At 55.0% G+C, this 21,281-nt stretch carries 25 protein-coding genes; 6 read left to right on the top strand and 19 right to left on the bottom strand.

Annotation, left to right across the window (positions count from 1 at the left end; translation table 11 throughout):
• Positions 1–24: 24 nt before the first annotated feature.
• The 5 genes from QQF73_RS09875 to QQF73_RS09895 all read right to left on the bottom strand — a co-directional run bounded on the left by QQF73_RS09875 (position 25) and on the right by QQF73_RS09895 (position 5,045).
• The gene (locus tag QQF73_RS09875) at positions 25–1,380 is read right to left on the bottom strand and encodes an APC family permease (protein ID WP_285368088.1); all 1,356 of its coding nucleotides are present in this window, start codon (positions 1,378–1,380) and stop codon (positions 25–27) included.
• Positions 1,381–1,391: 11 nt separating this feature from the next.
• Positions 1,392–1,745: a hypothetical protein gene (locus QQF73_RS09880; RefSeq protein WP_285368089.1), complete on the bottom strand. Its 354-nt coding sequence runs from the start codon at positions 1,743–1,745 to the stop codon at positions 1,392–1,394.
• A gap of 160 nt (positions 1,746–1,905) precedes the next feature.
• The gene (locus QQF73_RS09885) at positions 1,906–2,577 is read right to left on the bottom strand and encodes a copper resistance protein B (protein ID WP_416383189.1); all 672 of its coding nucleotides are present in this window, start codon (positions 2,575–2,577) and stop codon (positions 1,906–1,908) included.
• 68 nt (positions 2,578–2,645) lie between these two features.
• The gene (locus QQF73_RS09890; RefSeq protein ID WP_219865637.1) at positions 2,646–4,415 is read right to left on the bottom strand and encodes a copper resistance system multicopper oxidase; all 1,770 of its coding nucleotides are present in this window, start codon (positions 4,413–4,415) and stop codon (positions 2,646–2,648) included.
• 72 nt (positions 4,416–4,487) lie between these two features.
• Positions 4,488–5,045, bottom strand: a complete 558-nt coding sequence (locus tag QQF73_RS09895) for a cupredoxin domain-containing protein (protein ID WP_219865636.1) — start codon at positions 5,043–5,045, stop codon at positions 4,488–4,490.
• A 203-nt stretch (positions 5,046–5,248) separates the two neighbouring features.
• Between QQF73_RS09895 and QQF73_RS09900 the strand changes: the two genes are divergently transcribed.
• Together QQF73_RS09900 and QQF73_RS09905 are read left to right on the top strand one after the other, a co-directional pair.
• Positions 5,249–5,914 carry a response regulator gene (locus QQF73_RS09900; RefSeq protein WP_219865635.1) on the top strand — a complete coding sequence of 222 codons (666 nt, stop codon included), beginning with the start codon at positions 5,249–5,251 and terminating at the stop codon, positions 5,912–5,914.
• Complete coding sequence (locus QQF73_RS09905) at positions 5,901–7,235, top strand: ATP-binding protein (RefSeq protein WP_219865634.1); 1,335 nt, start codon at positions 5,901–5,903, stop codon at positions 7,233–7,235. The genes QQF73_RS09900 and QQF73_RS09905 overlap by 14 nt, the downstream gene beginning before the upstream one ends.
• Before the next feature lie 4 nt (positions 7,236–7,239).
• Here the strand turns inward: QQF73_RS09905 and QQF73_RS09910 are convergent, their stop codons facing one another.
• Positions 7,240–7,608, bottom strand: coding sequence for an EF-hand domain-containing protein (locus QQF73_RS09910; RefSeq protein WP_285368093.1), 369 nt, complete (start codon positions 7,606–7,608; stop codon positions 7,240–7,242).
• A 72-nt stretch (positions 7,609–7,680) separates the two neighbouring features.
• The gene (locus tag QQF73_RS09915; protein ID WP_285368095.1) at positions 7,681–8,574 is read right to left on the bottom strand and encodes a bifunctional transcriptional activator/DNA repair enzyme AdaA; all 894 of its coding nucleotides are present in this window, start codon (positions 8,572–8,574) and stop codon (positions 7,681–7,683) included.
• A gap of 209 nt (positions 8,575–8,783) precedes the next feature.
• Here QQF73_RS09915 and QQF73_RS09920 point away from each other — a divergent pair, with 209 nt between their 5' ends.
• The gene (locus tag QQF73_RS09920) at positions 8,784–9,680 is read left to right on the top strand and encodes a peptidoglycan-binding domain-containing protein (RefSeq protein WP_285368097.1); all 897 of its coding nucleotides are present in this window, start codon (positions 8,784–8,786) and stop codon (positions 9,678–9,680) included.
• Positions 9,681–9,873: 193 nt separating this feature from the next.
• Positions 9,874–10,671 carry a transporter gene (locus tag QQF73_RS09925; protein WP_285368099.1) on the top strand — a complete coding sequence of 266 codons (798 nt, stop codon included), beginning with the start codon at positions 9,874–9,876 and terminating at the stop codon, positions 10,669–10,671.
• A gap of 91 nt (positions 10,672–10,762) precedes the next feature.
• Here QQF73_RS09925 and QQF73_RS09930 read toward each other — a convergent pair whose 3' ends face one another.
• Together QQF73_RS09930 and QQF73_RS09935 are read right to left on the bottom strand one after the other, a co-directional pair.
• Complete coding sequence (locus QQF73_RS09930) at positions 10,763–10,915, bottom strand: DUF1127 domain-containing protein (protein WP_219865630.1); 153 nt, start codon at positions 10,913–10,915, stop codon at positions 10,763–10,765.
• A 194-nt stretch (positions 10,916–11,109) separates the two neighbouring features.
• Positions 11,110–11,361, bottom strand: a complete 252-nt coding sequence (locus tag QQF73_RS09935; RefSeq protein WP_219865629.1) for an HP1242/YdcH family protein — start codon at positions 11,359–11,361, stop codon at positions 11,110–11,112.
• Between the two features lie 169 nt (positions 11,362–11,530).
• On the opposite strand from QQF73_RS09935, the gene QQF73_RS09940 reads away from it, so the two are divergent.
• Positions 11,531–12,499 carry a beta-ketoacyl-ACP synthase III gene (locus QQF73_RS09940; protein ID WP_219865628.1) on the top strand — a complete coding sequence of 323 codons (969 nt, stop codon included), beginning with the start codon at positions 11,531–11,533 and terminating at the stop codon, positions 12,497–12,499.
• A 2-nt stretch (positions 12,500–12,501) separates the two neighbouring features.
• Here QQF73_RS09940 and QQF73_RS09945 read toward each other — a convergent pair whose 3' ends face one another.
• On the bottom strand, positions 12,502–14,037 hold the full coding sequence (locus tag QQF73_RS09945) for a CHASE domain-containing protein (protein WP_285368103.1): 1,536 nt from the start codon (positions 14,035–14,037) through the stop codon (positions 12,502–12,504).
• Between the two features lie 234 nt (positions 14,038–14,271).
• Here QQF73_RS09945 and QQF73_RS09950 point away from each other — a divergent pair, with 234 nt between their 5' ends.
• Positions 14,272–14,544 carry a YebG family protein gene (locus QQF73_RS09950; RefSeq protein WP_219865626.1) on the top strand — a complete coding sequence of 91 codons (273 nt, stop codon included), beginning with the start codon at positions 14,272–14,274 and terminating at the stop codon, positions 14,542–14,544.
• 60 nt (positions 14,545–14,604) lie between these two features.
• Here QQF73_RS09950 and QQF73_RS09955 read toward each other — a convergent pair whose 3' ends face one another.
• The 9 genes from QQF73_RS09955 to soxY all read right to left on the bottom strand — a co-directional run bounded on the left by QQF73_RS09955 (position 14,605) and on the right by soxY (position 21,281).
• Positions 14,605–15,543: an MBL fold metallo-hydrolase gene (locus QQF73_RS09955; RefSeq protein WP_285368105.1), complete on the bottom strand. Its 939-nt coding sequence runs from the start codon at positions 15,541–15,543 to the stop codon at positions 14,605–14,607.
• 31 nt (positions 15,544–15,574) lie between these two features.
• On the bottom strand, positions 15,575–16,324 hold the full coding sequence (gene dsbG / locus QQF73_RS09960; protein ID WP_219865624.1) for a thiol:disulfide interchange protein DsbG: 750 nt from the start codon (positions 16,322–16,324) through the stop codon (positions 15,575–15,577).
• 36 nt (positions 16,325–16,360) lie between these two features.
• Positions 16,361–16,876, bottom strand: coding sequence for a GlcG/HbpS family heme-binding protein (locus QQF73_RS09965; protein WP_285368106.1), 516 nt, complete (start codon positions 16,874–16,876; stop codon positions 16,361–16,363).
• A gap of 29 nt (positions 16,877–16,905) precedes the next feature.
• Positions 16,906–17,325: a DsrE family protein gene (locus QQF73_RS09970; protein ID WP_219865622.1), complete on the bottom strand. Its 420-nt coding sequence runs from the start codon at positions 17,323–17,325 to the stop codon at positions 16,906–16,908.
• A 47-nt stretch (positions 17,326–17,372) separates the two neighbouring features.
• Positions 17,373–19,130, bottom strand: a complete 1,758-nt coding sequence (gene soxB, locus QQF73_RS09975; RefSeq protein ID WP_285368107.1) for a thiosulfohydrolase SoxB — start codon at positions 19,128–19,130, stop codon at positions 17,373–17,375.
• A 95-nt stretch (positions 19,131–19,225) separates the two neighbouring features.
• A complete protein-coding gene (locus QQF73_RS09980; RefSeq protein ID WP_219865620.1) occupies positions 19,226–19,531 on the bottom strand; it encodes a hypothetical protein in 306 nt (101 codons plus the stop codon).
• A 25-nt stretch (positions 19,532–19,556) separates the two neighbouring features.
• Positions 19,557–20,396 (bottom strand): sulfur oxidation c-type cytochrome SoxA, encoded by an 840-nt coding sequence (gene soxA / locus QQF73_RS09985; protein WP_285368108.1) that lies wholly within the window; start codon positions 20,394–20,396, stop codon positions 19,557–19,559.
• Positions 20,397–20,451: 55 nt separating this feature from the next.
• Positions 20,452–20,763 (bottom strand): thiosulfate oxidation carrier complex protein SoxZ, encoded by a 312-nt coding sequence (soxZ, locus tag QQF73_RS09990; RefSeq protein WP_218634320.1) that lies wholly within the window; start codon positions 20,761–20,763, stop codon positions 20,452–20,454.
• A gap of 29 nt (positions 20,764–20,792) precedes the next feature.
• Entirely contained in the window at positions 20,793–21,281 is a 489-nt protein-coding gene (gene soxY / locus QQF73_RS09995; RefSeq protein WP_219865618.1) for a thiosulfate oxidation carrier protein SoxY, read from the bottom strand.

The raw sequence follows: 21,281 nt of genomic DNA on the forward strand, positions 1-21,281 counted from the left end.
ACTGCCCTCCAGGTCGATAACGTATTACTGGTGATGCTGCACGTGAGTTCCGTCATGCTCAGTTTCCCGGGTACGAGCGGTTCTTGTCAGGAACACCTGTTCGGCAATGGCGATCACAGCCATCGTTGCCACGGCCACGCCAATAACAAAGGGGTCTGTGTTCAGTTTCACCCAGACAAAACCACCAAGTGCCAGCATATCCAGAACAATCGCCGTGGCCGGCACCCAGGCGCTTGCCTTAACATCGGCCCGCAAATAGCGAAGCACGCCCCAGTGGATGGCAATGTCCATGATCAGGTAGAAGACGATCCCCAGGGCGGCGATGCGGGAAAGGTCAAAAAAGGCCGTGAGGACCAGCCCCAGGACCACAGTGTAGACCAGCGTGTGCTTCTGGATGGTTCCCGGCATGCCAAAATGGCTGTGGGGCACCAGCTTCATTTCGGTCAGCATGGCCAACATGCGCGAGACAGCGAAAATACTGGCCAGAATGCCACCGGCCGTGGCCATCATGGCAATGGCAACCGTGAACCAGACTCCGTAATCTCCCAGTGCCGGACGCGCGGCAGCAGCAAGGGAGTAGTCCCGGGTCTCAATGATTTCAGCCAGTGAGAGATTACTTGCAACGGCAAAGCCAACCAGCGTGTAGATCACCACACAGGCTGCAATGGAAATAACAATAGCGCGCCCAACGTTCCGGTGCGGATCTTTCACTTCGGAGCCACTGTTCGTGATGGTGGTGAAGCCCTTGAAGGCCAGTATCCCGAGCGCGGTGGCACCCAGGAAATTACCAAGGGTTCCCGCCTCTCCCGGTGTCGCGAAATCCACTGAAATGCTGTCTGCGATCCAGACACCCACCAGGCCGAAAACCAGTATCCCCCCGATCTTCAGGATGCCGATGAAGGAAGCTACGCCCTGAATCATTCGGTTACCCAGCAGATTGACCAGGAATGCCGCCAGGATCAGCGATACGCCGAGGATGGGCACCATTCGACCACTTTCGTCGCCGCCGAACAGCTGCATGGTATAGGAGCCGAACGTACGTGCGAGGAAGCTCTGGGCGATCACCATTGAGAAGTACATCAACAAGGCATTGAATGCCGTCGGCAACCGGTTCCCGTAGGCCTTGTGGAGGTACATGCCAATGCCTCCGGCGGACGGATAGGCATTTGAGATCTTGATGTAGGAATAGGCACTGAAGCCAACGATCACTGCAGCGGCCAGAAACGCCAGAGGGAAAAGAACTCCAGTCATCTGCGCCATCTGCCCGGTGAGCGCAAAGATCCCTGCCCCGATCATCACGCCAGTACCCAACATGACCGTTCCTGGCAAAGTGAGACTGCCCTCCTGATAGCGGGTTGTTCTGTCCTGCTTCTCGCTCATCTAAGCTCCTGTCACTTCTTCGTGGGCGGGATCTTGGAACAGCAGAACGGTTCATGCGTGGCATTGGCCCGGGTGTTGTCGTCCGTAAAGCGGTACCACGCAAGTTTTCTGCGAGTCCACCACCCTGTTTTCAACCGGCCTCCCTGGGCATCAATCAGCTCCAACAACTGGTCGATGGACCAATGGGTCCCGTCGTAGCTGACGTACAGTGTGTTATTCGGTCGGCGCTCGGATAAATCAACGCAAGGGTGATGATTGAGTTCGTAGATGAGATCGTCCCACTGGACCTCGCCGAGGCCTTCAATCTTCAGTCTACGGGTAAGCAGAAATTGCTTTTGATTTGTTTCTTTATGAGCTTTGGTCATGGCGATTCGCCTCTCAGCCCCTTTACCGTTGTTTTATCACAACACTTCTAACTGAACTGGGACTGAAAATTCGGCAAAGCCTTAAGGCAGACTTGATTCACATCAAATGATGAATCAAAAACGGGCCAGAGTGGAGTTCTCTGGCCCGTCAATTTGCAGATCAGAAGCCGACTCTGGCTCCGATTACAGCAAACCAGTCTTCGGTGCCCCCTCCTTCCGCTTTGGCGAAGTCTGCGGTATCACCGTATTTGCGCTCATGCACCACACCGATGTAGGGGGAGAAGGTGCGATCGATCAGGTCATAACTCAACCGCAGCCCTGTTTCTGTCGAACTCAACCCTTTGCCCAGTCCTATTTCACGGTCCTCGCTGAAGGCCACCGTGGCATCCAGGCCTGCCGTAAGGATCAGGTGGTTGGTCAAGAGCAGTTCGTACTCTGCGTCGAACTCTGCGGATGTGTCGCCCTCATCACTGACATACAGACTCGCGTCCACCTCGAACCAGTAAGGCGCCAGTCCGGCAACGCCAAGAACGGCATAGGTACGGTCAGGTCCCTCGGGCGTATCGATCCTGACACCTGCTTTGGCGTCGAAGAAGTCAGATATCGGTGTCTGGACCAGAAGCTGGTTTTCCAGTTGTTCGTATGCCTGCTCTTCAATCGCATACTCACCCTTGCCCAGCCAACGGAACTTGAGATCGTCGGTGCCGTAAAAGGCATCGCCATTCCAGACCCCCAATTCTTCGTCGTCATCGCTGTAGCGATACTCCAGTTCCTCGAACTGCACTCCCCAGACCGTCAGGGCATCCTTACGACCGGACGTATCCTCCGGCATGTCACTGGCCCACGTGGGGGCGGAGGGAACAACAATCGCCAGAGCAAGTGCGGTAAGGGTCAGGTTCTTCATGCGTCACCTCCGTCCTGCTCTGCCTTGATACCGACGGTGTTGCCCTGATCGGGGCCACCCTCTACCACCACCTTCCGGAACATGCCGGAGGCCGCGTGATAGGACAGGTGGCAATGGAAGGCCCACTGTCCCGGTGCATCCACTTCAGTTTCCATATAAACAGTGGTGCCAGGCTGCACACTGACCGTGTGTTTGACCGGGTTCCACTGTCCCGCACCCACGTCGAGGATCGACCACATGCCATGAAGGTGCATCGGGTGAGTCATCATGGTTTCGTTGACGAACTTGAAACGGACACGCTCGCCATACTGGAGTTTCAGTGGCTCCGCATCCTCGTATTTGACGCCGTTGATGCTCCAGGTGTAACGCTCCATGTTCCCGGTGAGGCGGAGCTCGATCTCCCTGGTCGGTTCACGTTCTTCGTACAGAGGCTTCTGGGCCCGGAGGTCGGCGTAGGAAAGAAACTTACCGCCATTGGCCGCCACAGGTACCAGACCACTGCCCTCGGCGTAAAACGGGTCGCTGGCGCCACCCTCTGGCATGATCATGGAACTGTGGTCCATCCCGGCCATGCCGGAGTTATCCATGGATTCCATGTCTGAACCGGGCTGCTCGCTGTCTTCCATTTCCATCGCAGAATGATCCATACTTTCCATTGAGGAATGGTCCATATCGGACATGTCGCTCGAATCACTCATATCCATACTGCCATGGTCCATGCCGTGCATGCCGCCCATATCGGCCATGGTTAGCAGCGGCGCCTCTCTGAGGTCGGGCACCGCCCCTTCCATACCCTCTTCAGGAGCCAGGGTTGCCCGGGCATAGCCGGAGCGGCCCATGGATTCAGCAAAAATGGTATAGGCTTCGGCGGTTTTCGGACGGACGATGACATCGTAGGTTTCTGCAACGCCTATCCGGAATTCGTCCACGGTTACAGGCTGCACGTTATTTCCGTCAGCCTGAACCACTGTCATTTCCAGCCCTGGAATGCGGATATCGAAGTAAGCCATGGCCGAGGAGTTGATGAACCGCAGGCGGATTCGCTCGCCCGGTTCAAAAAGGCCGGTCCAGTTCTGATCGGGGCCCTTGCCGTTGATCAATCCGGTAAAGCCCTGCACATCTTCCACGTCGGCTTTCATCATGCGCATATCTCCCCAGGCCAGACGGTCCTGAAGAGTCGTCATGAACCCGTGGTTTGACATGTCTGAAAAGAAATCGCCAACCGTCTGCTGCTTGCGGTTGTAGTAGTCCGGCATCTTTTTCAGGTTTCGCATGATGCGGTTGGCATCGTGGGGGTGCTTGTCGGTCAGTTGGATCACATATTCGCGGTTGTAACGGAATGGCTCGCGACCTTCCGGTTCAATCACGATCGCGCCATAGGCGCCGTTTGGCTCTTGAAACCCGGAATGGCTGTGGAACCAGTACGTCCCGCTTTGCACAACGGGAAACTCGTAGGTGAAGGTTTCGCCGGCGGGAATACCCGGGAAGCTGATACCCGGAACGCCATCCTGTTCAAATGGCAGAATAAGTCCATGCCAGTGAATAGACGTGGCCTCATCCAGATTGTTGGTGACATTGATTTTCGCAGTCTCGCCTTCCTTGAAGCGTAGCACCGGTCCCGGAGAGGCTCCGTTGTAGCCGATACCCTCTTTCACGAAATCGCCGGTATCAATCATCACCCGGTCCACGGTGATGTTGTACTCACCGGCAGCCGCTATTACAGGCATAAGGAGGCCGAGAGCCCCTGCCCAGAGGACTTTTTTCATTGATTGGTTGCTCCTGAGATACTGAAAACGGGAGCACCGTGGGGCGCCCCCTTAATTCTTATCCTGGCCCGCTCAGTGTGCGCTGGCCTGGGTGTCTGCAGCGGATTCGAAATTTACGTCGCCGTACATTCCTGACTGGTAATGGCCCGGAATGTTGCAGGCAAACTCCATGGTGGTCTTGCTGCTGAATGTCCAGACGATTTCTTTCGTGTCGCCGGGTTCAACCAGGACGCTGTTGGGATCGTCGTGCTTCATGGAATGGCCGTTACCCATGTCCATGTTCATCATGTCGTGATGGAGCTTGCCGCCTTCGATCACTCCATGCTCCACCATCATCTTCATCTCGTCCTGATGAGCATCGTGCATTTCAGGCGTACCAATGTTGAATTCATGGACGAGGTTTCCCCTGTTCTCAATCACGAAACGAACCGTCTCACCACGGGTGACATCGATGGCCTCCGGCTCGTAGTAGTTGTCATGCATTTCAACCTGGATGGTTCGAGAAGCGTCAGCGGCCTTGCCAGGTTCGCCAACACCGCCGCCGTGGCCACCCCCGTGACTGCCTGCAGCGAATGCGGTTCCTGTCACGGACATGGCTGCAGCCATAACAATAAGCTTTGATGCATTCATTTCATCTTCTCCAGTGAATTGATCTGCGGTAAAACGCCAGTTGCCTTGTACTCTCAACGAGGCAATAGTACGAAACGACTGGTACCATCTCGCACCAACCTGAATCCTTGCTGAAAATGACAAACTATTTATGATTCAGGCCCGATTCAGGTTGATAACGGACACTGGCAACGCTCTGACACCCCCCATGAAGGAACCGACAAATGCGGCTACTGCTCATCGAGGATGACCGTTTGTTGGCGGACGGGCTGGCAAGCCAACTCGAAAAAGCCGGCTTCAGCGTCGACACCGCTCACACTGCCAAAGAGGCGAATGCTCTGGGTCAACAGGAGGACTACAGGGTTGGCGTATTGGACCTTGGCCTGCCCGATGGCAATGGATTGGACGTACTTCGGAAATGGCGGGCGAATCAGGTCACCTTTCCGGTCCTGATTCTGACTGCACGGGGCGATTGGCAGGACAAGGTAAATGGGCTGAAAGCGGGTGCCGACGACTATCTGGCAAAACCCTTCCAGACCGAGGAACTGATTGCACGCCTTCACGCCATCGTGCGAAGAAGCGAAGGCCGGGTTTTCTCCCTCGTCAGGGCCGGCCGCTTTGAGTTGGACGAGAACCGCCAAAGCCTGAAAACAGGGGATGGCAGCGAGCATAGCCTGACCGGTACGGAGTTCCGTTTGCTTCGATGCCTTATGAGCCGCCCCGGACAGGTATTCTCGAAGGAACAGCTGATCGAGCAGCTCTACAACCTGAATGACAACCCCAGCGAGAACGTCATTGAGGCTTATATCAGACGGCTCAGAAAACTCGTCGGTTCCGACACGATTTCAACCCGGCGGGGCCAGGGATACCTTTTCAATGACACTGATTAAAAAGCCAGATTCTGTCAAAAACGCCTTGCTCGCCCTTTTGTTACCAGCCGGCATTGCCCTGATGGCCCTCGCCTGGTTCGTACATGGCCTCCTTCTGGATCGGATGGCCAGGGAATTTGTTGAGAGCCGGCTGAAAGACGAGGTGGCCTTTCTCGAACACCAGATTCGCGAATCAAACGGACAACTGGACTCGCTCCAGACCGGAGACTATTTCCAGGATGTTTTTCACCACGCCTTCGCCATCCACTCACAATCTCAGAATCTTGTTTCCCCCGAATCCTGGACTCCCCTCTTAATGCCTCTGATCGAGTCCGAACAGGAGGGCACCATCCAGGTGAGCGGTATTGTTCGTGACGACGCGCCGTCGGAGATTCTTGCTTACCGGGCATCAATCCTCGTCAACGGAATACCGGTGGTGATCATTGTCTCTGAGAATCTGGAGGCCCTGAAGAGCAGCCAGGCCGAACTTCACCTCTGGACCGCAATTCTGTCCATTCTTCTGATTCTCCTGCTTGTGGGTGTTATCTGGCTGGGAATAAGTTATTCAATGCGCCCCGTGCTATCGATCCAGGCCGCTTTGAAAAGGCTTCAGGGTGGCGAAATCTCGCGTATCCATGTTCAGGGTCCTGAGGAATTCCGCCCACTGGTGCAACAGCTTAACCAACTTCTGGATTCTCTGGACCAACGGTTGGAACGTTCCCGGAATGCCTTGGCGAACCTGTCCCACAGCGTCAAAACGCCCATCTCGGCCGTCAGGCAGATTCTGGAGGATACCAGTCGCCCCCTGGACAACGACCTCAGGCACCAAATGGCCACCCGGCTGGACGACATTGACCAGCAACTCGAATCGGAAATGCGCCGAAGTCGGTTCGCAGGACCACAAGTCGGAAAAAGCGCCAGCCCGGTAAAACAGGCGCGAGATCTTTTGTGGATGCTTGGACGCTTATACCCGGAAAAATCGTTCGAGCTGTCCACCTCGCTCACCGAGGAGGCCCGCTGGCCCATCGAAGAGCACGATCTGAACGAAATTCTGGGCAATCTGCTCGATAATGCCGGCAAATGGTCAACCCAATGCGTTGAGCTGACTCTGGAGCAAGACCATAACCTTGCACGAATCGTCGTAACGGATGATGGCCCGGGTGTTCCTGAGGAAGCTCTGTCTAACTTGGGGCAGCGAGGATTGCGGCTTGACGAACAGACCCCTGGGCACGGACTGGGTCTGTCTATTGTCCAGGATATCGTTGATCGGTATGGCGGCCAGAAAAGCTACTCGGCAGCGCCCAACAATGGATTGAGAGTCGTGATCGAAATAGGGATCTGAGGACTTAGTCAGGCTTGCCCGCACTGTTGCAATGGGCGCGGAATTCCAACCGGCTGATCCGGTCATCGCCATCGGCATCGGTGATCTGCAGCAAACGTAACCCAAGCTCGAAATCCTCGGCCGGTGGTCGTTCCCCATACCCTTCCGGAACGTCACCGCACTTTAGATCCTCACCGATACCACATTGACGCATGTATATCAGTTCACTCTGGTCGATATAGTCGTTGCCGTTCCGGTCGGCGCATTGGAACTGCCCCTTGGCGCCGGGTGACAGTTTCTGGCCCGGGGTTGTTTCGGCAACCTCCGATGTGGAGCATCCAACCGACACCAGGACACCCGTGACGGCTATGAGCGCACTCATCCATTTGAACATACGGTCTCTCCCACAATCATCCTTTCTTGAACTGACGTCGTGATAAGGTACCAAACTCATCCCATTTCAGGCTCATGGATCACTACTAAAATTTAGTTCAACACTATCTCTGGTGCTATTGCGCAACTTTTTTTCAGCCTCCAAAAGCGCTCGCTTGCGTTCCAGGCCCCACCGATAGCCGCCCAGGTTGCCATCTGCCCGGAGCACACGATGACAGGGGATCAACAAGGCAATCCGGTTTCGGGCACACGCGGATGCGACTGCGCGGGTGGCACCGGGCTTTCCAATATTTTTCGCCACTTCTCCGTAGCTGAGTACCTGCCCGTCCTGAATGCTCTTGAGGAACCGCCATACCTGGATCTGGAAAGCCGTTCCTCGCAGGTCCAACGGTAAATCCGGGCTCTCTGATCCCCGACTGACATGCTGCTCGAGCGCTGCAATCCAGTCATCAAGTTCGGGAGCCTCCGCCGCCGGTGAAGGAATCAAGTTCGCGCCCGGGAACTCGTTGCGTATTGACTGGATCAGCGACTCGACGTCATCCCCGAATTCCACATAACACACGCCCTGTTCCGTGGCGCCCATCGCGATCAATCCGAGGGATGTTTGCCGACAGGCGTAGGCAATAACCTCACCTTCCGCACCCGATTGGTAATCTTTCAGCTTCATTCCAAACCTCCGCCCCTGCTCGCCGTAAACACGACTGACCGAACCATACCCAGAGGCAAAAATGGCCTCGGTTACAGTGGTTCCCTGCTTGAGCGATGCCTTGAGCCGTCTCAGTCGAACGGCCTCCTGATAGTCTCTGGGCGACACGCCGATGACTTCCTTGAACACCCTCTGAAGTCTGGTTGGCGACAGACCAACCATGCCGGCGAGCGTTGCCAGCGTTAGTGGCTCCTCTGCCCTCTCTTCAATGACGCGAGCGAGCCTGATCATCTGGTCCGACCGTTCAGTTTCAGTTGGCACGTTATGCCCTCAAAGTAAGCTGGATATCATCATGAAACTGGATTTGTTTGCAGGATTCCATCCGTTTCTTGCGTCAAGACGACGAATTTTCACCTGCGGCGCGGATTTTCAGGATCGGAACTATGTGTGGTCGTGCACGGAAAGCCGTACAAATATGTTCAATACTCAACCAATCCTGAGGAATAACGCGACCACGGAGGGTTTCAACCATGAATTTTGTCAAATCCCGCAGTGCCCATCATGCTCTGGTGTTGTCACTTGCACTGGCCGCCAGCGCCGTTTCCCATGCAGACACCGTAAACGTTATTTTTGCCGCGGAGAATGCCCTCTATGGTGCCGGTTATGATGTGGGGCGGGCTGACGGCTGGATGGACAATTCGCTGAAGAAAGCCATTCGCCAGTATCAAGATCAGGTCGATCATCTCCGGACCAGCGGAAACCTGGATTCAGAAACTCTGACGTCCCTTGGAATCGCAAATAAAGCCGGCACCTCCATTTCTGGTAACGCTGTCGCCAAAAAAGCAGACGCACTCGCAGCTCTTGGAATCTCCGACGCCAGACCCAGGCATGCGGCCAAGCCGAAACCCCGGCGCGAAAAAATCGTTGCCAAAGCCTTTACGGTACCACCAGCACCGACTCCGACAGAGCAACCAAAGGCTGTCGCGGTAACTGAAAAGCCTGAGCCCGCTACTGCTCCTGCGAAACCGAAAGCAAAGGCTGAGGCAACGGCTTCCGATCGGTTGGCGGAAAACATCTCGAAACCCAATGAGGTTGTCGTTGTAGGAGACCGAATTAAAACGGAAAATAAGAATCGGAAACTCGCGTCTCCAGACAAAGAAGAATCTGTAAAAGCCCCGGTTATTGCCGCAGACGTATCCGCCGCGCCGGTACCATCGACTCCTCAATCAACCGAACCCGAACAGGAGCCCGACCTTAGCCTGCAACTGCCGGACGAGCCTACCGCCGCCGGTATCGCTGATCAGGTTTCTCCAGACGTTGAAGTCGGCGAACGGAAAGCAAACTCTGAATCCCGACCATCAGCGAGCGAGAATAACCGGTCAGTTTTCGGAAGCCTGTTTGATTTCCTGTTTGGCTGGATGGTCTGACGTCGGCAGGACGAGTGGAGTCGTTAAGCTGGAGCATGGGTCCCGGCGAACGCAAACATTGCATTCTCGCAACATGCGGACTATTTAATAGAGAATCCTGATGTCGCACAGATGCTCGGCCTAACTACCTGTTAGGGCCAGCATGTTGATGGATGAGAACGTTCCGATCTCTACGTCACAAAGGATGTGCTCCATGATTCACATCAGACTTCTTCCGGCCCTGGCTGTTGGACTGTTAAGCACTGTAGTCTCGGCCCAGGACGCTTCCGACTTGGCAAAGCAGCTTGCCAACCCCATCGCCAGCCTGGTTTCAGTGCCACTGCAATCGAATTTCGACTCCAATATCGGGCCCGCTGATGATGGCGAACGCTACACACTGAACATTCAGCCGGTCATACCCTTTTCCCTCAATGAGGACTGGAATCTCATTAGCCGGACCATTCTACCGGTTGTGGATCAGAGCGATATTTTCCCCGGGGCGGGGAGTCAAAGCGGGCTGGGCGATACGGTACAGAGTCTTTTCATCTCTCCCGTCAACCCGACTGCCAATGGATGGATCTGGGGAGCCGGTCCTGTCTTCCTGCTGCCGACTGCGACGGACGATCTACTGGGAACCGAGAAATGGGGTCTTGGGCCGACAGCGGTTGCCCTGAAACAATCCGGACCCTGGACGGTCGGTGGCCTCGCCAATCATATCTGGTCCGTGGCAGGTGACGACAACCGCAGCGACGTTAGTCAGTCGTTTGTGCAACCCTTTATGACCTACACCACGCCAAAGGCATTCAGCCTCACGCTGACGGCGGACTCTGTCTACAACTGGAAGACCAGCGACTGGACGATTCCGGTCGGTGTTTTTGCCGGGCAAGTGTTTAAGGTTGGCAGCCAGATAATGCAGGTTGGAGCGGGACCACGCTACTACGCTGAGAGCCCTGACAACGGTCCGGAAGGATGGGGTGCCAGAGTCAATGTGGTTTTCCTGTTTCCAAAATAGGGGGAATGTGCTCAGAAAGGAAAAGATTGCCCGAGGCGAACTGAGGCCAAAGCCTCCAGAACACTTCAACCCCGGGCAGGTCTGAATACCATCAGAACTTCCAGAAAGGCGTGCTCAACTTCTGATGTACAACATCAGGGGAAAAACCTACGTCATTCAGCAGACGACGATCCATGGTCATCACCAGATGGACAAAATTGCGCTTCATTCTCCAGCTTTGATAGATAGCAGCAGCTCGTTTCATATCCTGTCTCCATATATTCAGCAGTTCAGGTTCCGGGAAACGCTCCACGAAACCGTGTTTAATTAGGCTCCTATACTAGTGCCCAATTGCCCATTGCTGAATACTTGGAAACCCCTATCAGAGCGGCATTTCAGCGATTTTCGGTCATTACTTACGGTTTAAACAATCGGACTATCCGATTGAGCCCGATGCTTTCAGGATGAATGCCCGTTTTTGACCAGTGTCTGGTACAGCTCATCTTTCAATTGCGCGCGTTTTTGTTTCATTCGATGAAGCTTATCGTCGCCAATTGGCGCATCACGGCGCTCCAAACCCTCTATTTCCTGATCCAACTCTGCGTACTGTTTGAACTGGTCCTCGAATCTCGGGTTAGTGCTTTTCAGTTCATCAATCAGATCGCTGTACTGCGGAAACTCTTTGTGGAGCTCATGATTCGAAATTCCCATACGGGTGCTCTCCTCTTCGTTGCAGTGTGTCGGATCACTGACTTCTTCATAATAGACGAGCCTGCCAGTTTGAGGACACCTTTGACAAATCGCTAATAACGCTTGGCCGAATGTAGGTATAGCATGGTCGAACGATACACAGTTTTGTTACGCCTCGGGACTCTCACGAATGACGTTTGCACGAATTGCCGGCACTGGTTCTTACCTGCCTGAGAACATCGTTACCAATCAAGACCTCGAAAAGATGGTCGATACCACTGACCAGTGGATCCGAGAGAGAACCGGTATCGAGCGTCGACATATTGCCCTGGAAGGTCAAACCACCGTCGACCTTGCCGAGCCCGCCGCACGCCAGGCAATTGAAGCGGCGGGGCTTGCCCCGGAAGACATCGATCTGATCGTTTTCGCCACTTCAACGCCGGACAAGATCTTCCCCAGCTGTGCATGCATCCTGCAGGCTCGCCTTGGCATCCGGGGCTGTCCCGCGTTCGATATCCAGGCTGTTTGCAGTGGATTTGTCTACGCCCTTGCAACCGCCGAGAAGTTCATCAAAACCGGAACCAGCAAGAAAGCCCTGGTCATTGGCGCGGAGGTCTTCTCCCGCATCATCAACTGGAAGGACCGCGGAACCTGCGTGTTGTTCGGTGACGGCGCGGGCGCTGTGGTGCTTGAGGCCAATGAGGAGACCGGCGTTCTGTCCACCCACATCCATGCCGATGGTCAGTACGAAAAGCTTCTGCATGTCCCCTGCGGGATTGCAGACGGCTATGATCAGGTGAAGGCCGGGCTTGCGTTCGTGGAAATGAAGGGTAACGAGGTCTTTAAAGTGGCGGTAAATACACTCGGTAAGATTGTGGATGAGACCCTCGAGGCCAATCAGATGCAGAAATCTGACATCGACTGGCTCGTTCCCCACCAGGCTAACCTGCGAATTATTGCGGCGACGGCCAAAAAGCTCAACATGCCGATGGATCAAGTCGTGGTGACCGTAAACGAGCACGGCAACACCTCGGCCGCTTCGATTCCCCTCGCGCTCGATGTAGCGGTACGGGATGGCAGAATCCAGCGCAACGACGTATTGCTCCTTGAGGCCTTTGGCGGGGGCTTCACCTGGGGATCGGCGCTGATACGCTACTGATTTCAGGCTCCGCAGACCCAATTGCGCCCCGTCTCCTTGGCTTGATACAGCGCTTCATCAGCCCGGTGCAGCAAGTCGGTCAGATTCTGCTGCCAGGTCTCAGGAGTCAACGTTGAAGTTCCGACGCTGATGGTAACCACGCTGGCTGCGCTTGAAGCCTTGTGCGGGATCTCAAGCGCCTCAACGGCGCGTCGGCAAAACTCTCCAACGTCCTTCGGGCTCTCGGTATCCGGAAGCACGATGCCGAACTCCTCTCCACCGTACCTGGCCACCAGGTCACCGGGTCGATTGACCACCTTGCGGAGGCTATCGGCTACTTTTTTCAGACAGGCATCACCTGCGGGGTGACCATACTCGTCGTTGTATTCCTTGAAATGGTCAATGTCGATCATCACGAGCGAAAGCGCGCTGCCCTGCCGAACTGCCCGTCGGTATTCACGCTCCAGGCAGGCATCGAAGTGTCTCCGGTTGGCCAGCCCGGTGAGCGAGTCGGTAAGAGAGATCCGTTCCAGTTTGGTCTTCGCCTCACTCAGCTCGGAATTCCTGCGGACACTCAGGGTGAAATAACCGACAACCAGGCAGGTTAAGGTAATGCCGGCCAATGCCACGAATATTGGAAATCCCCCTCGTCTGCTCTGGACAAAGGCCTCCGACGGGACGGCCTCGACAACCCATTCACGCCCACCGATATCGAAGACGGCTGATGTGTATCGCTCCTCCGCTTCCCAGCGTTCGTCGTCTGCACTGTCGGAACTGAACAGCAGTGTGTTGTCCTGGCCGGAGCGGTCGTAGACCTGCAGCAGAATATCTCCAGTGAGTTCGTCACCAATGGCCAGACTTACCAACTCACCAATCCTGAAGACACCGTTGATAAAGCCATAATGTTGCATCGCGGAACCAGTGCTCGGATCGTCCGTCGGTGACCGGTACAGTGGTGCAAAAACAAGAAAACCTCGTTGGTTCTCAGGCTCCTGAACCAGCCGGATTCCAGCCGTTGCGGCCATGTTGCCGGTGGCCCTGGCTTTCAGGAGCGCAGCCAATCTCGATGTTTCGCTTGCAAGATCAAACCCCAGGGCAGTCCGGTTTTCTGAGAGGGGCTCGATAAACTGCACCGGCACATACCAGTCCCGAGTGCCCGCCTCACGCAGGCCGGAAGCCCCTGATTCCCGGATTTGAAAATTAACGAACTCCTCACGCTGTTCGCGAACAAACGCAGGCATATCGCTACGCCGCACCATCGGTGCCCAGGCAAAGGCCTGAATAGCTGGTGATCGTTCAAGAATCGTTTTGGTCATAACCCCAAAACGCTCCGAGTTCATTTCCGGAAGAACACTGACCGCCTCTTTCAGGGCGTAGAGTATTTCCAGGTTCAGCAGCACCTCTCTCTCGAACACAGCGGAAAGCTGATCAATGTCGGACCTGAACTCCAGGTCAATGGCGCGGGATTCTTCAAGATAGAGGGTCCGGCCCAGGGCAATACTGACTACAATGCCCACAGCCAGCCCAATTACGGCGCCGATAATCGTGCCCTGTTTCATCGACGGAAATCCGGACAGTTGAACGCCGTTTTTTCAGTAAACATGACACACAAGCCTCAAAAGAGCGGGAGCAGTTAATTTCTTCTGTCTCTACGTTATTACTCTAGGCCGAGATGTCGTTTTTTGTAACAGGATATCCAGACCGTGGCCGCGAATTTTGTTGTATGAAGGTGGGACAATTAGATACACTGTATTTTTATACAGCACTACGCACATTCACTGCGAGGAGTGACCATGGCGGTACAAGCAGTTTATTTTTCAGATAGGGACGGCCTGGATATGGCGCTTAAACATCCTGATACCATGCTCTTTACTTCAAAGGCGGAAGCGGATGCCCGGGACAAGGTTTTGGAACTGGCCGAAGAAATCCAGGTGTTTCTCACCCGTAAAGTTGAGGGGTTGAGTGATGATCAGGCAGAACTGTGTGCCATGGCCATCGCTGAGGAACGGGATCTGTTCCAGAAGGCCCTCAAGAAGCCCGAACTCCTGAACGCCGCTCAGGAATAGGTCGTCACCAAGAGGGGCAGCTAACCTGCCCCATAGCCTTAGCCTCCCGGCTCTGGCCCTTCAGAAGTAGTCGAACTCAAGATGCTGGTAAACGCGGCCGGCATTTTTAGCGGCCAGTTCCTCGAACGTATCCAGATATGACCACTGTGACTGGTCGATAGCATAGGCTTCGTCCAGGCCACCGCCACGTTCAAGAATTTCCTTCACCTCATTTCTTAAAAACACCAGATACCCCTTTGTTTCCTTGGTAATAATATCCAGTGAAGCAGGCTCGCCGTGGCCGGGGATAACAGTCTGGGGGTTTAGCTGGCTCATTCTGTCAAAAGAGTCGATCCAGGCGCCGGTGTCGGTGTCATCAAAGACAGCTAAAAGCCGTTGGTGAAAGCCAAGATCACCCGTAATCAGCAGCCTGTCTTGGGGTATCCAGAGCGCTATGTCGCCGGGTGAGTGTCCGGGGCCGAAGTAGCGCAGTTCGATCGTGACGTCCCCCATGTCCAGGACATACTGATCAGAGAACCCGAGATCGGGAACAGCAACGTAGGTGCCCTCTGCCTTCTCCTTATTCCGGTTACGCATGGCCGCAAGCTTTATGTCGCCATGTTCGCGGAATTCCTCGATTGCAGATTCATGGGCAATAATGGGGACTCCATTATCCCGCCAATAGCTGTTACCCAGCATGGCATGTCCCTGAGCATTCTCGTTGACAACATACTGCACCTCTTTGTCTGTCACGCTTCGAATCGAATGGTGCAGTGCGCGGGCCAACAGGTAATTGTCCCCGCCATTCATCACCACGACGCCGTTATCGGTGACGACAAAACTCAGGTTGTTATTGTGACCATGATTTTCATAAGTGCCCGGTGCTGTCGCGCCAATGGCCGAGTACACACGCTCAGAGACTTTTGTTAATTCAAGGCGCTCCGGAACACCCGCATCACCTGCAGTGACAACGCCGGATGCCAGTAATAGAAAACCCAGAAAGACTGCGCGCAATGGCATTTGTCCGTTCCTCGCCCATTCAGATTTAGAGTTAGTTCGCCACCCGGAAGACGGATTCGGCGAGCGCCGAGTCATCCGGTAACCCCACGATTCGCTCCACGCCGCCATTCTCGTTTCGGTAGAAAACCGAGGGTGTTGCCGAGACTGCGAGTGACTCCATCAAGCGGTTATTGTCTTCAATTCTGGTTCTCAGTGCGTCGGGAATATTTTCTGGCCCATCCAGCCAATCCCTCGGGAATTGACTGTCGTGAAAATCGAGCATCTTTACCGGCTCGTCGGCGGCGATGATACTGGCCGACTTGGCCAGACTTGAGGGCTGAATGACACCAACAAGGATATGCCTGAGTTCAATCCCCCGCTCCAGGAAGGATTGCGCCTTTTCCCTGAAGACGACGCAGTAACCGCAATTCGGGTCGGTAAAAACATACACGATCCGCTTCACCTCGCCAGCCCGCTCGGCAACCCATGTGGCCTTGGCCAGTTCTGTCCAAGCGCTATCAAGGTCCGGTTTTGGCAGCCACGCACGGAAATGCTCCGCACTCACGTTCTGACCGAAGCCATCGACCATTTTTCCAATAACGACATGTTCACCGTCAGGCATCAGGTACATAGCGACGGCTTGGCCTTTACTCCGACCGACAAAACCCTTGAGACCGCCCGGCGCTTCAAACTGAGCCTCTACCGTCAGGCCCTCGTCCACCAGTGCCTGTATCGCATCAGGGTACTGACCAAAAACGAGCCCGGGCAGAATCAGAAAAATCACTTTAAGAAGCGATCGCATGACATTGTTTTTGCAATTTTTTCCCGATGTCATGACTTAGAATGAGGCCATTTCCAGATCCATCTCAACCGCCGCTACCCCGGCCTGAGCGCAATTTTCGTCAACCTCACCGGAGGGGGCGCCACTTACACCCACACCCCCAACTGTCTCGCCGCTGGCCTGAATCGGCACACCTCCGGCAGAAAGCAGGACGTTATCAATCTTGCCCACCGAAAATGGTCCGGTAAAACGGTCTTCCAGTGACGACGTGTTGCTGGTGAAGGTCATGGCCGTGTAGGCCTTTCGATAGCTGACCTCCAAGGCCAGATCCATGGCCAGAACATCCCGGAGCACAACCTGGGGGTGACCACCGCGATCAACGACCGTAACGGCAACCTGGACCCCCTGCTCCCGACAGGCTTCAATGGCAGTTCTGGCAATGGTCAGCGCGGTATCCAGGGACAATCGTTTGATTTCAATCATCACCGGCTGGTCATCGGTCTCGGCGATGGCCCCACCCGACAGGGCGAGCGCAGAAACAAAAACCAGAGATCTTGATAAGGTGGTTCGCATTGGCGTCTCCCCTTTTCGGGATTAATGATTCATGGACGGACCAGAACGTAGCCCTGATCAATCCGTTCCAGAATGTGGGCAACCCCCACTGGCACCCGCAGTATGTCAGGAATCAGCTCAGGCCGGTTTCCGGTACCTCGCTCAATGGTGTCGATGGTGTTCATGCAAACGGAAAACCTGACACCCTGAGCCATCAGGCTTTTGATCAGCTCACGCCGATCATTGTCGGCATAGAGCAGCCTGACACCCGGACCGAAGGTGGTAATTTCAATATCGACAAGGTCCGGCTGATAGTGCTCAAGCAGGTTGCCGGCGACGCTCAATACCATATCCTGCTTTTCCGGATCGCCATCACTCAGTTGCAGAAGCAGAAATGTTTCCGCGAACGGCTTGCCCGGATTGACTGGCATTTCCGCCCGCAGGACGGTGGCCGAAAGCATCAGTGCCAAAATTATCAGCCCACTTGCCCACCGCCTGTGCAAGCCCACGGAGAGTTTCATGCCGAGTAGTTTTCCAACCCTGGGTTACCCTCCACGTTTTTCAGTCGGGGGGTGTTGAACTTGGTGATCCTGACCGTCTTCTCGGATCTCAGATAGTCCGCAACGACGTCCCAGATCGGTCGACCGGGCGCTCTGGAATTCACCGTGGCCCAGCCGGCGACTTTGTACATCTTGTTCGCATCGATCAGGTCCCCGTTGTCCAGTCGCATATCGGAAATCCGACCGTTCATATTCGCAGTTGGATCGCAGGTGTAGTCCATGCCACCAACCCGCACCATGTCACCGCCTTGTTGATAGTATGGGTCTTTGTTGAACAGGTTGTCGGCCACATCTTCCATGATCAGCTTCAGGTCAGCGCCGGACATCTCTCTGACGTAGGTTTCTGGATAGGTAATAGCCGTGGCATTCATTACATCATCCATCGTGATCGCATCGCCCGGGAGCACCGTGGTTCCCCAGCGGAACCCGGGGGAAAGAGAAATCTGGGCATCCAGAACCGATCTTTGCGCATCACAAATCACCTGATCCATGGTTCCGTTGAAATTGCCGCGCCGGTAAAGCAGCTCATCCGCTATAGCCAGCTTTTCCCCCAGCTTATCCAGGTACGGCGCCCGAATCCCAGTTATGAGCTCCTCCATCCCGGCGTCCGGCTTGATCAGATCGGAAAACACCGGCAGCAGCTTGTACTCGTACCCACGAACCCCGTTATCGCCAATGTCGAGGTCAAGCACGGCAACGTACTTACCGTTGGTTCCGGCATTACTGACCAGGGTTTTACCACCCGGATTTTTCACAACCGTTGGCTGAGGTACCGCGTCGTGGGTGTGACCACCCAAGATGGCATCAATACCTGAAACCCGGCTGGCCATTTTGAGGTCCACATCCATACCGTTATGGGACAGAACCACGACGGCATTTACCTTTTCAGTCTCACGGATCTGGTTGACCAGATCCTGCATTTCCGATTCGCGGATACCAAAACGCCAATCCGGTATGAAATAGGACGGGTTGGCGATCGGTGTATACGGGAACGCCTGCCCAATGACTGCAACGCGCTTTCCGCCAAGCTCTCGGATGGAATAAGGTTTGAAAACGCGTCCGCTGGCTTCGTCAAACGACTCCGCGCCCATGAACATCGCTTCGTCAGACAGGAATACATTCTGTGCCAGGAACTCACCCTCGAACCTGCTGATATTTTTGCGGATCTGTACCTCGGGATAGGTGAATTCCCAGTGGCCGGTCATGATATCGATGCCGAGACGATTGCTCGCATCCACCATGTCTTCACCGTTAGTCCAGAACGCCGTTCCTGACCCCTGCCACAGGTCACCGCCATCCAGCAGTAGCGAGTTTCCGGGACCTGCCTGATCACGCAACTGGTCGATTAACGTTTTCAGATGGGCAAAACCGCCCATGCGACCATATTCCTGCGCGGCCTCGGTGTAGTTCAGGTAGGTAAATGCGTGGGAACGGCGGGATGACGCCGGAATGCCAAAGTGATCCAGGAACGCCGACCCAACCACATGAGGTACCCTGCCCTTGCTTGGACCAATACCCAGGTTAACGTTGGGTTCGCGGAAATGGACAGGGGATAGCTGGGCGTGAATATCCGTCAGGTGAAGCAGTCGTGCATTGCCATATTTGGGCAAGTCGTACAGTCCCTCTCCCCCTTTCGCCAAGGCTAGTTTCGGAGCAAGGCCGGCAAGAGCTGCCGCCTGCATGGCAATCAGGAAATCTCGGCGGGATATGGACACTGTACTCTCCTCTATTTTTCATTATTGGAGTTAAAGGCGCACCCGGGGCCTTTGCCAGGACCCCGGAAAGCGCTGGTGGATTGTTTTGTACCGGTTCAGTCACCGATGGCCGTTATACGCCAGGCCTCCTTCTGATCCTGCTGCTGGGCAACAGACTGCTGGGCCAACTCCAGAGCGTCCCTGGCAAGTCTCGCGGCCGCATCGTAGTCGCCAGCACCCGCAGCCTCCTGGGCGGCTTTAAGCCTGTCTGACGTGGTGGTCCACTGGAACGTACCGGCTTCCTGATGCGTGCGTTCCGCTTGGGAATAGGCCTTCTCAAAATCGTCCTTCGGCCCGGCCTGGGCAAACAGCGGTATTGACAACGCGATTACCATTCCGAACGTCACTGTTGATCTGCTCATTGCAATTCTCCCGTCGGCTTTCAGGTCACGGCCTGGTGGAGGGACCTACCACCGGCAAACCATTGCTCATGTAGGTCAGGAAAAACTCGAGATTACGGTACTCTGTGCTCTGAGCGGGCAGAGGCTCGGCACGGACGTTACGGTTGCAGCCAGCAAAACGCCGATGCAAGGTGCCGAGTTCACCCCACTTGGACCGATGAACCGGGAAATTGGATGGCTGGCCAAGGGCTGGTGAGAGCAAATCTGCCCGAATCCAATTACCGGGATTCTGCACGTGACAACTGGCGCACGAGAAGTTCAACTGGCCACGGCGGCTGTAGTAGAACTCTTTCCCCGCCTGATAGGCCGCCTGGGCTTCCGCGCTATCCTGCACCTTTATATTGAACTTCTTGCCCTGGGAGGTGGAGGCCATGTACGCGGAAATCGAGGCGATGTCCCCCTTCTTGTACTTCAGGGGTTGTTCCCCGTTTGCTTCCCGGCAACGGTTTATGGCCAGCTCCAGCGTGATCACTTCGTTATTCTTTTCATCGAAGTAAGGATAGTTCTGGCGAACCCCGATTCCGTCATTTTCGAAACAGCTCGCATAGGTCTTGCCGTTCGCAAACGGGGTCTCAAACATCTCCTTGCCTTCAGCTACGGCGAACTCATAAGGGGGAAAATCCTGGAGAGATTCCCACTGCGAGCGCCGATCTTCATCAAGCGCATATTGGCCGTTAACGTATTCCTCGTAAGGCACGTCGGGGAACATCTGCTTGAAATATTCGACCGCTTCTTTCCGATCCTCTTCCGGCGTGCTGCCTGCCATTGCTGCAGGCACTGCCAATGCCGCTCCAAGAGCGACCAGAATGACCTTTGCTTTCAGCATGTCCAATCCTCCTCCGCAGCGGACCAGAACCTTCCGGTTCTGCCGCCGTAAACCTTCAGGCGATCGTCGCGGTTGTTGAGTCGCTCTCGCCCTTATTGTCAGTCCAGCTGATCGTCAGCTTGTCGCCTTTTTTGGCGCCTTTGAAACGGCATTCCAGGAAAGGATCCTTGGAAACCGCCGGACCCCAGTTGGCGACGAAAACGTCTTTACCGTTGTGGGTGATGGTCAATAACTGGATGAAATGGGCCGGAATAACGTTGCCCGCTGAGTCTTTGACAAAACCCGAATCCATCGGGTGCCGGACCAGCGCCTTCAGGGAAGTCACTCCACCGTTTTCTACTGCCCGAACTCTGATACTTGATGCCATTGCTTGTCTCCTGTCCGTCTGTCTGACCGTTAGCCGCCGCAACCACCAACGGTTACTTTCACGTTCTTAGTTGCCTTGTAGGCCTTGCCATCGGAAATCACCACGGCCACCACGTCTGTGGTTTCTGCCATTTTCAGGCGATTGGAAACGAACGGCAGGGCGCCCTCCGTAATATCAAAGGAGGCCGCCAGCGCATTGGGGTTCTTTTCGACCAGCAAGGCAATTCCGGTGACATTCGGCAAAGTGGTTTCAACCGTCACCGGCACCACTGCGCCATTCTGGGCAATGGTAGGCAGATCCAGGGAGATCTTGTCGGACTCCGCCGCATCCATTCCGTAAAGCTCGGCAATGGTCTCGTCCACGCCCGGCGTATTGAATGCTTTCTTTGGCCAGCCAGAGGTGTCCGGTGCATTCGCAGCCTCCGCTCTGAGCGGAATGATTCCAGATCCCAGTGCGAAGCTTGCAACGCCAGCTCCCAGCACCCCTTTCAAAAAGCCTCTTCGCCTTTGGTCAATCAC

Source organism: Marinobacter albus, from assembly GCF_030238305.1.
GTDB lineage: Bacteria > Pseudomonadota > Gammaproteobacteria > Pseudomonadales > Oleiphilaceae > Marinobacter > Marinobacter albus.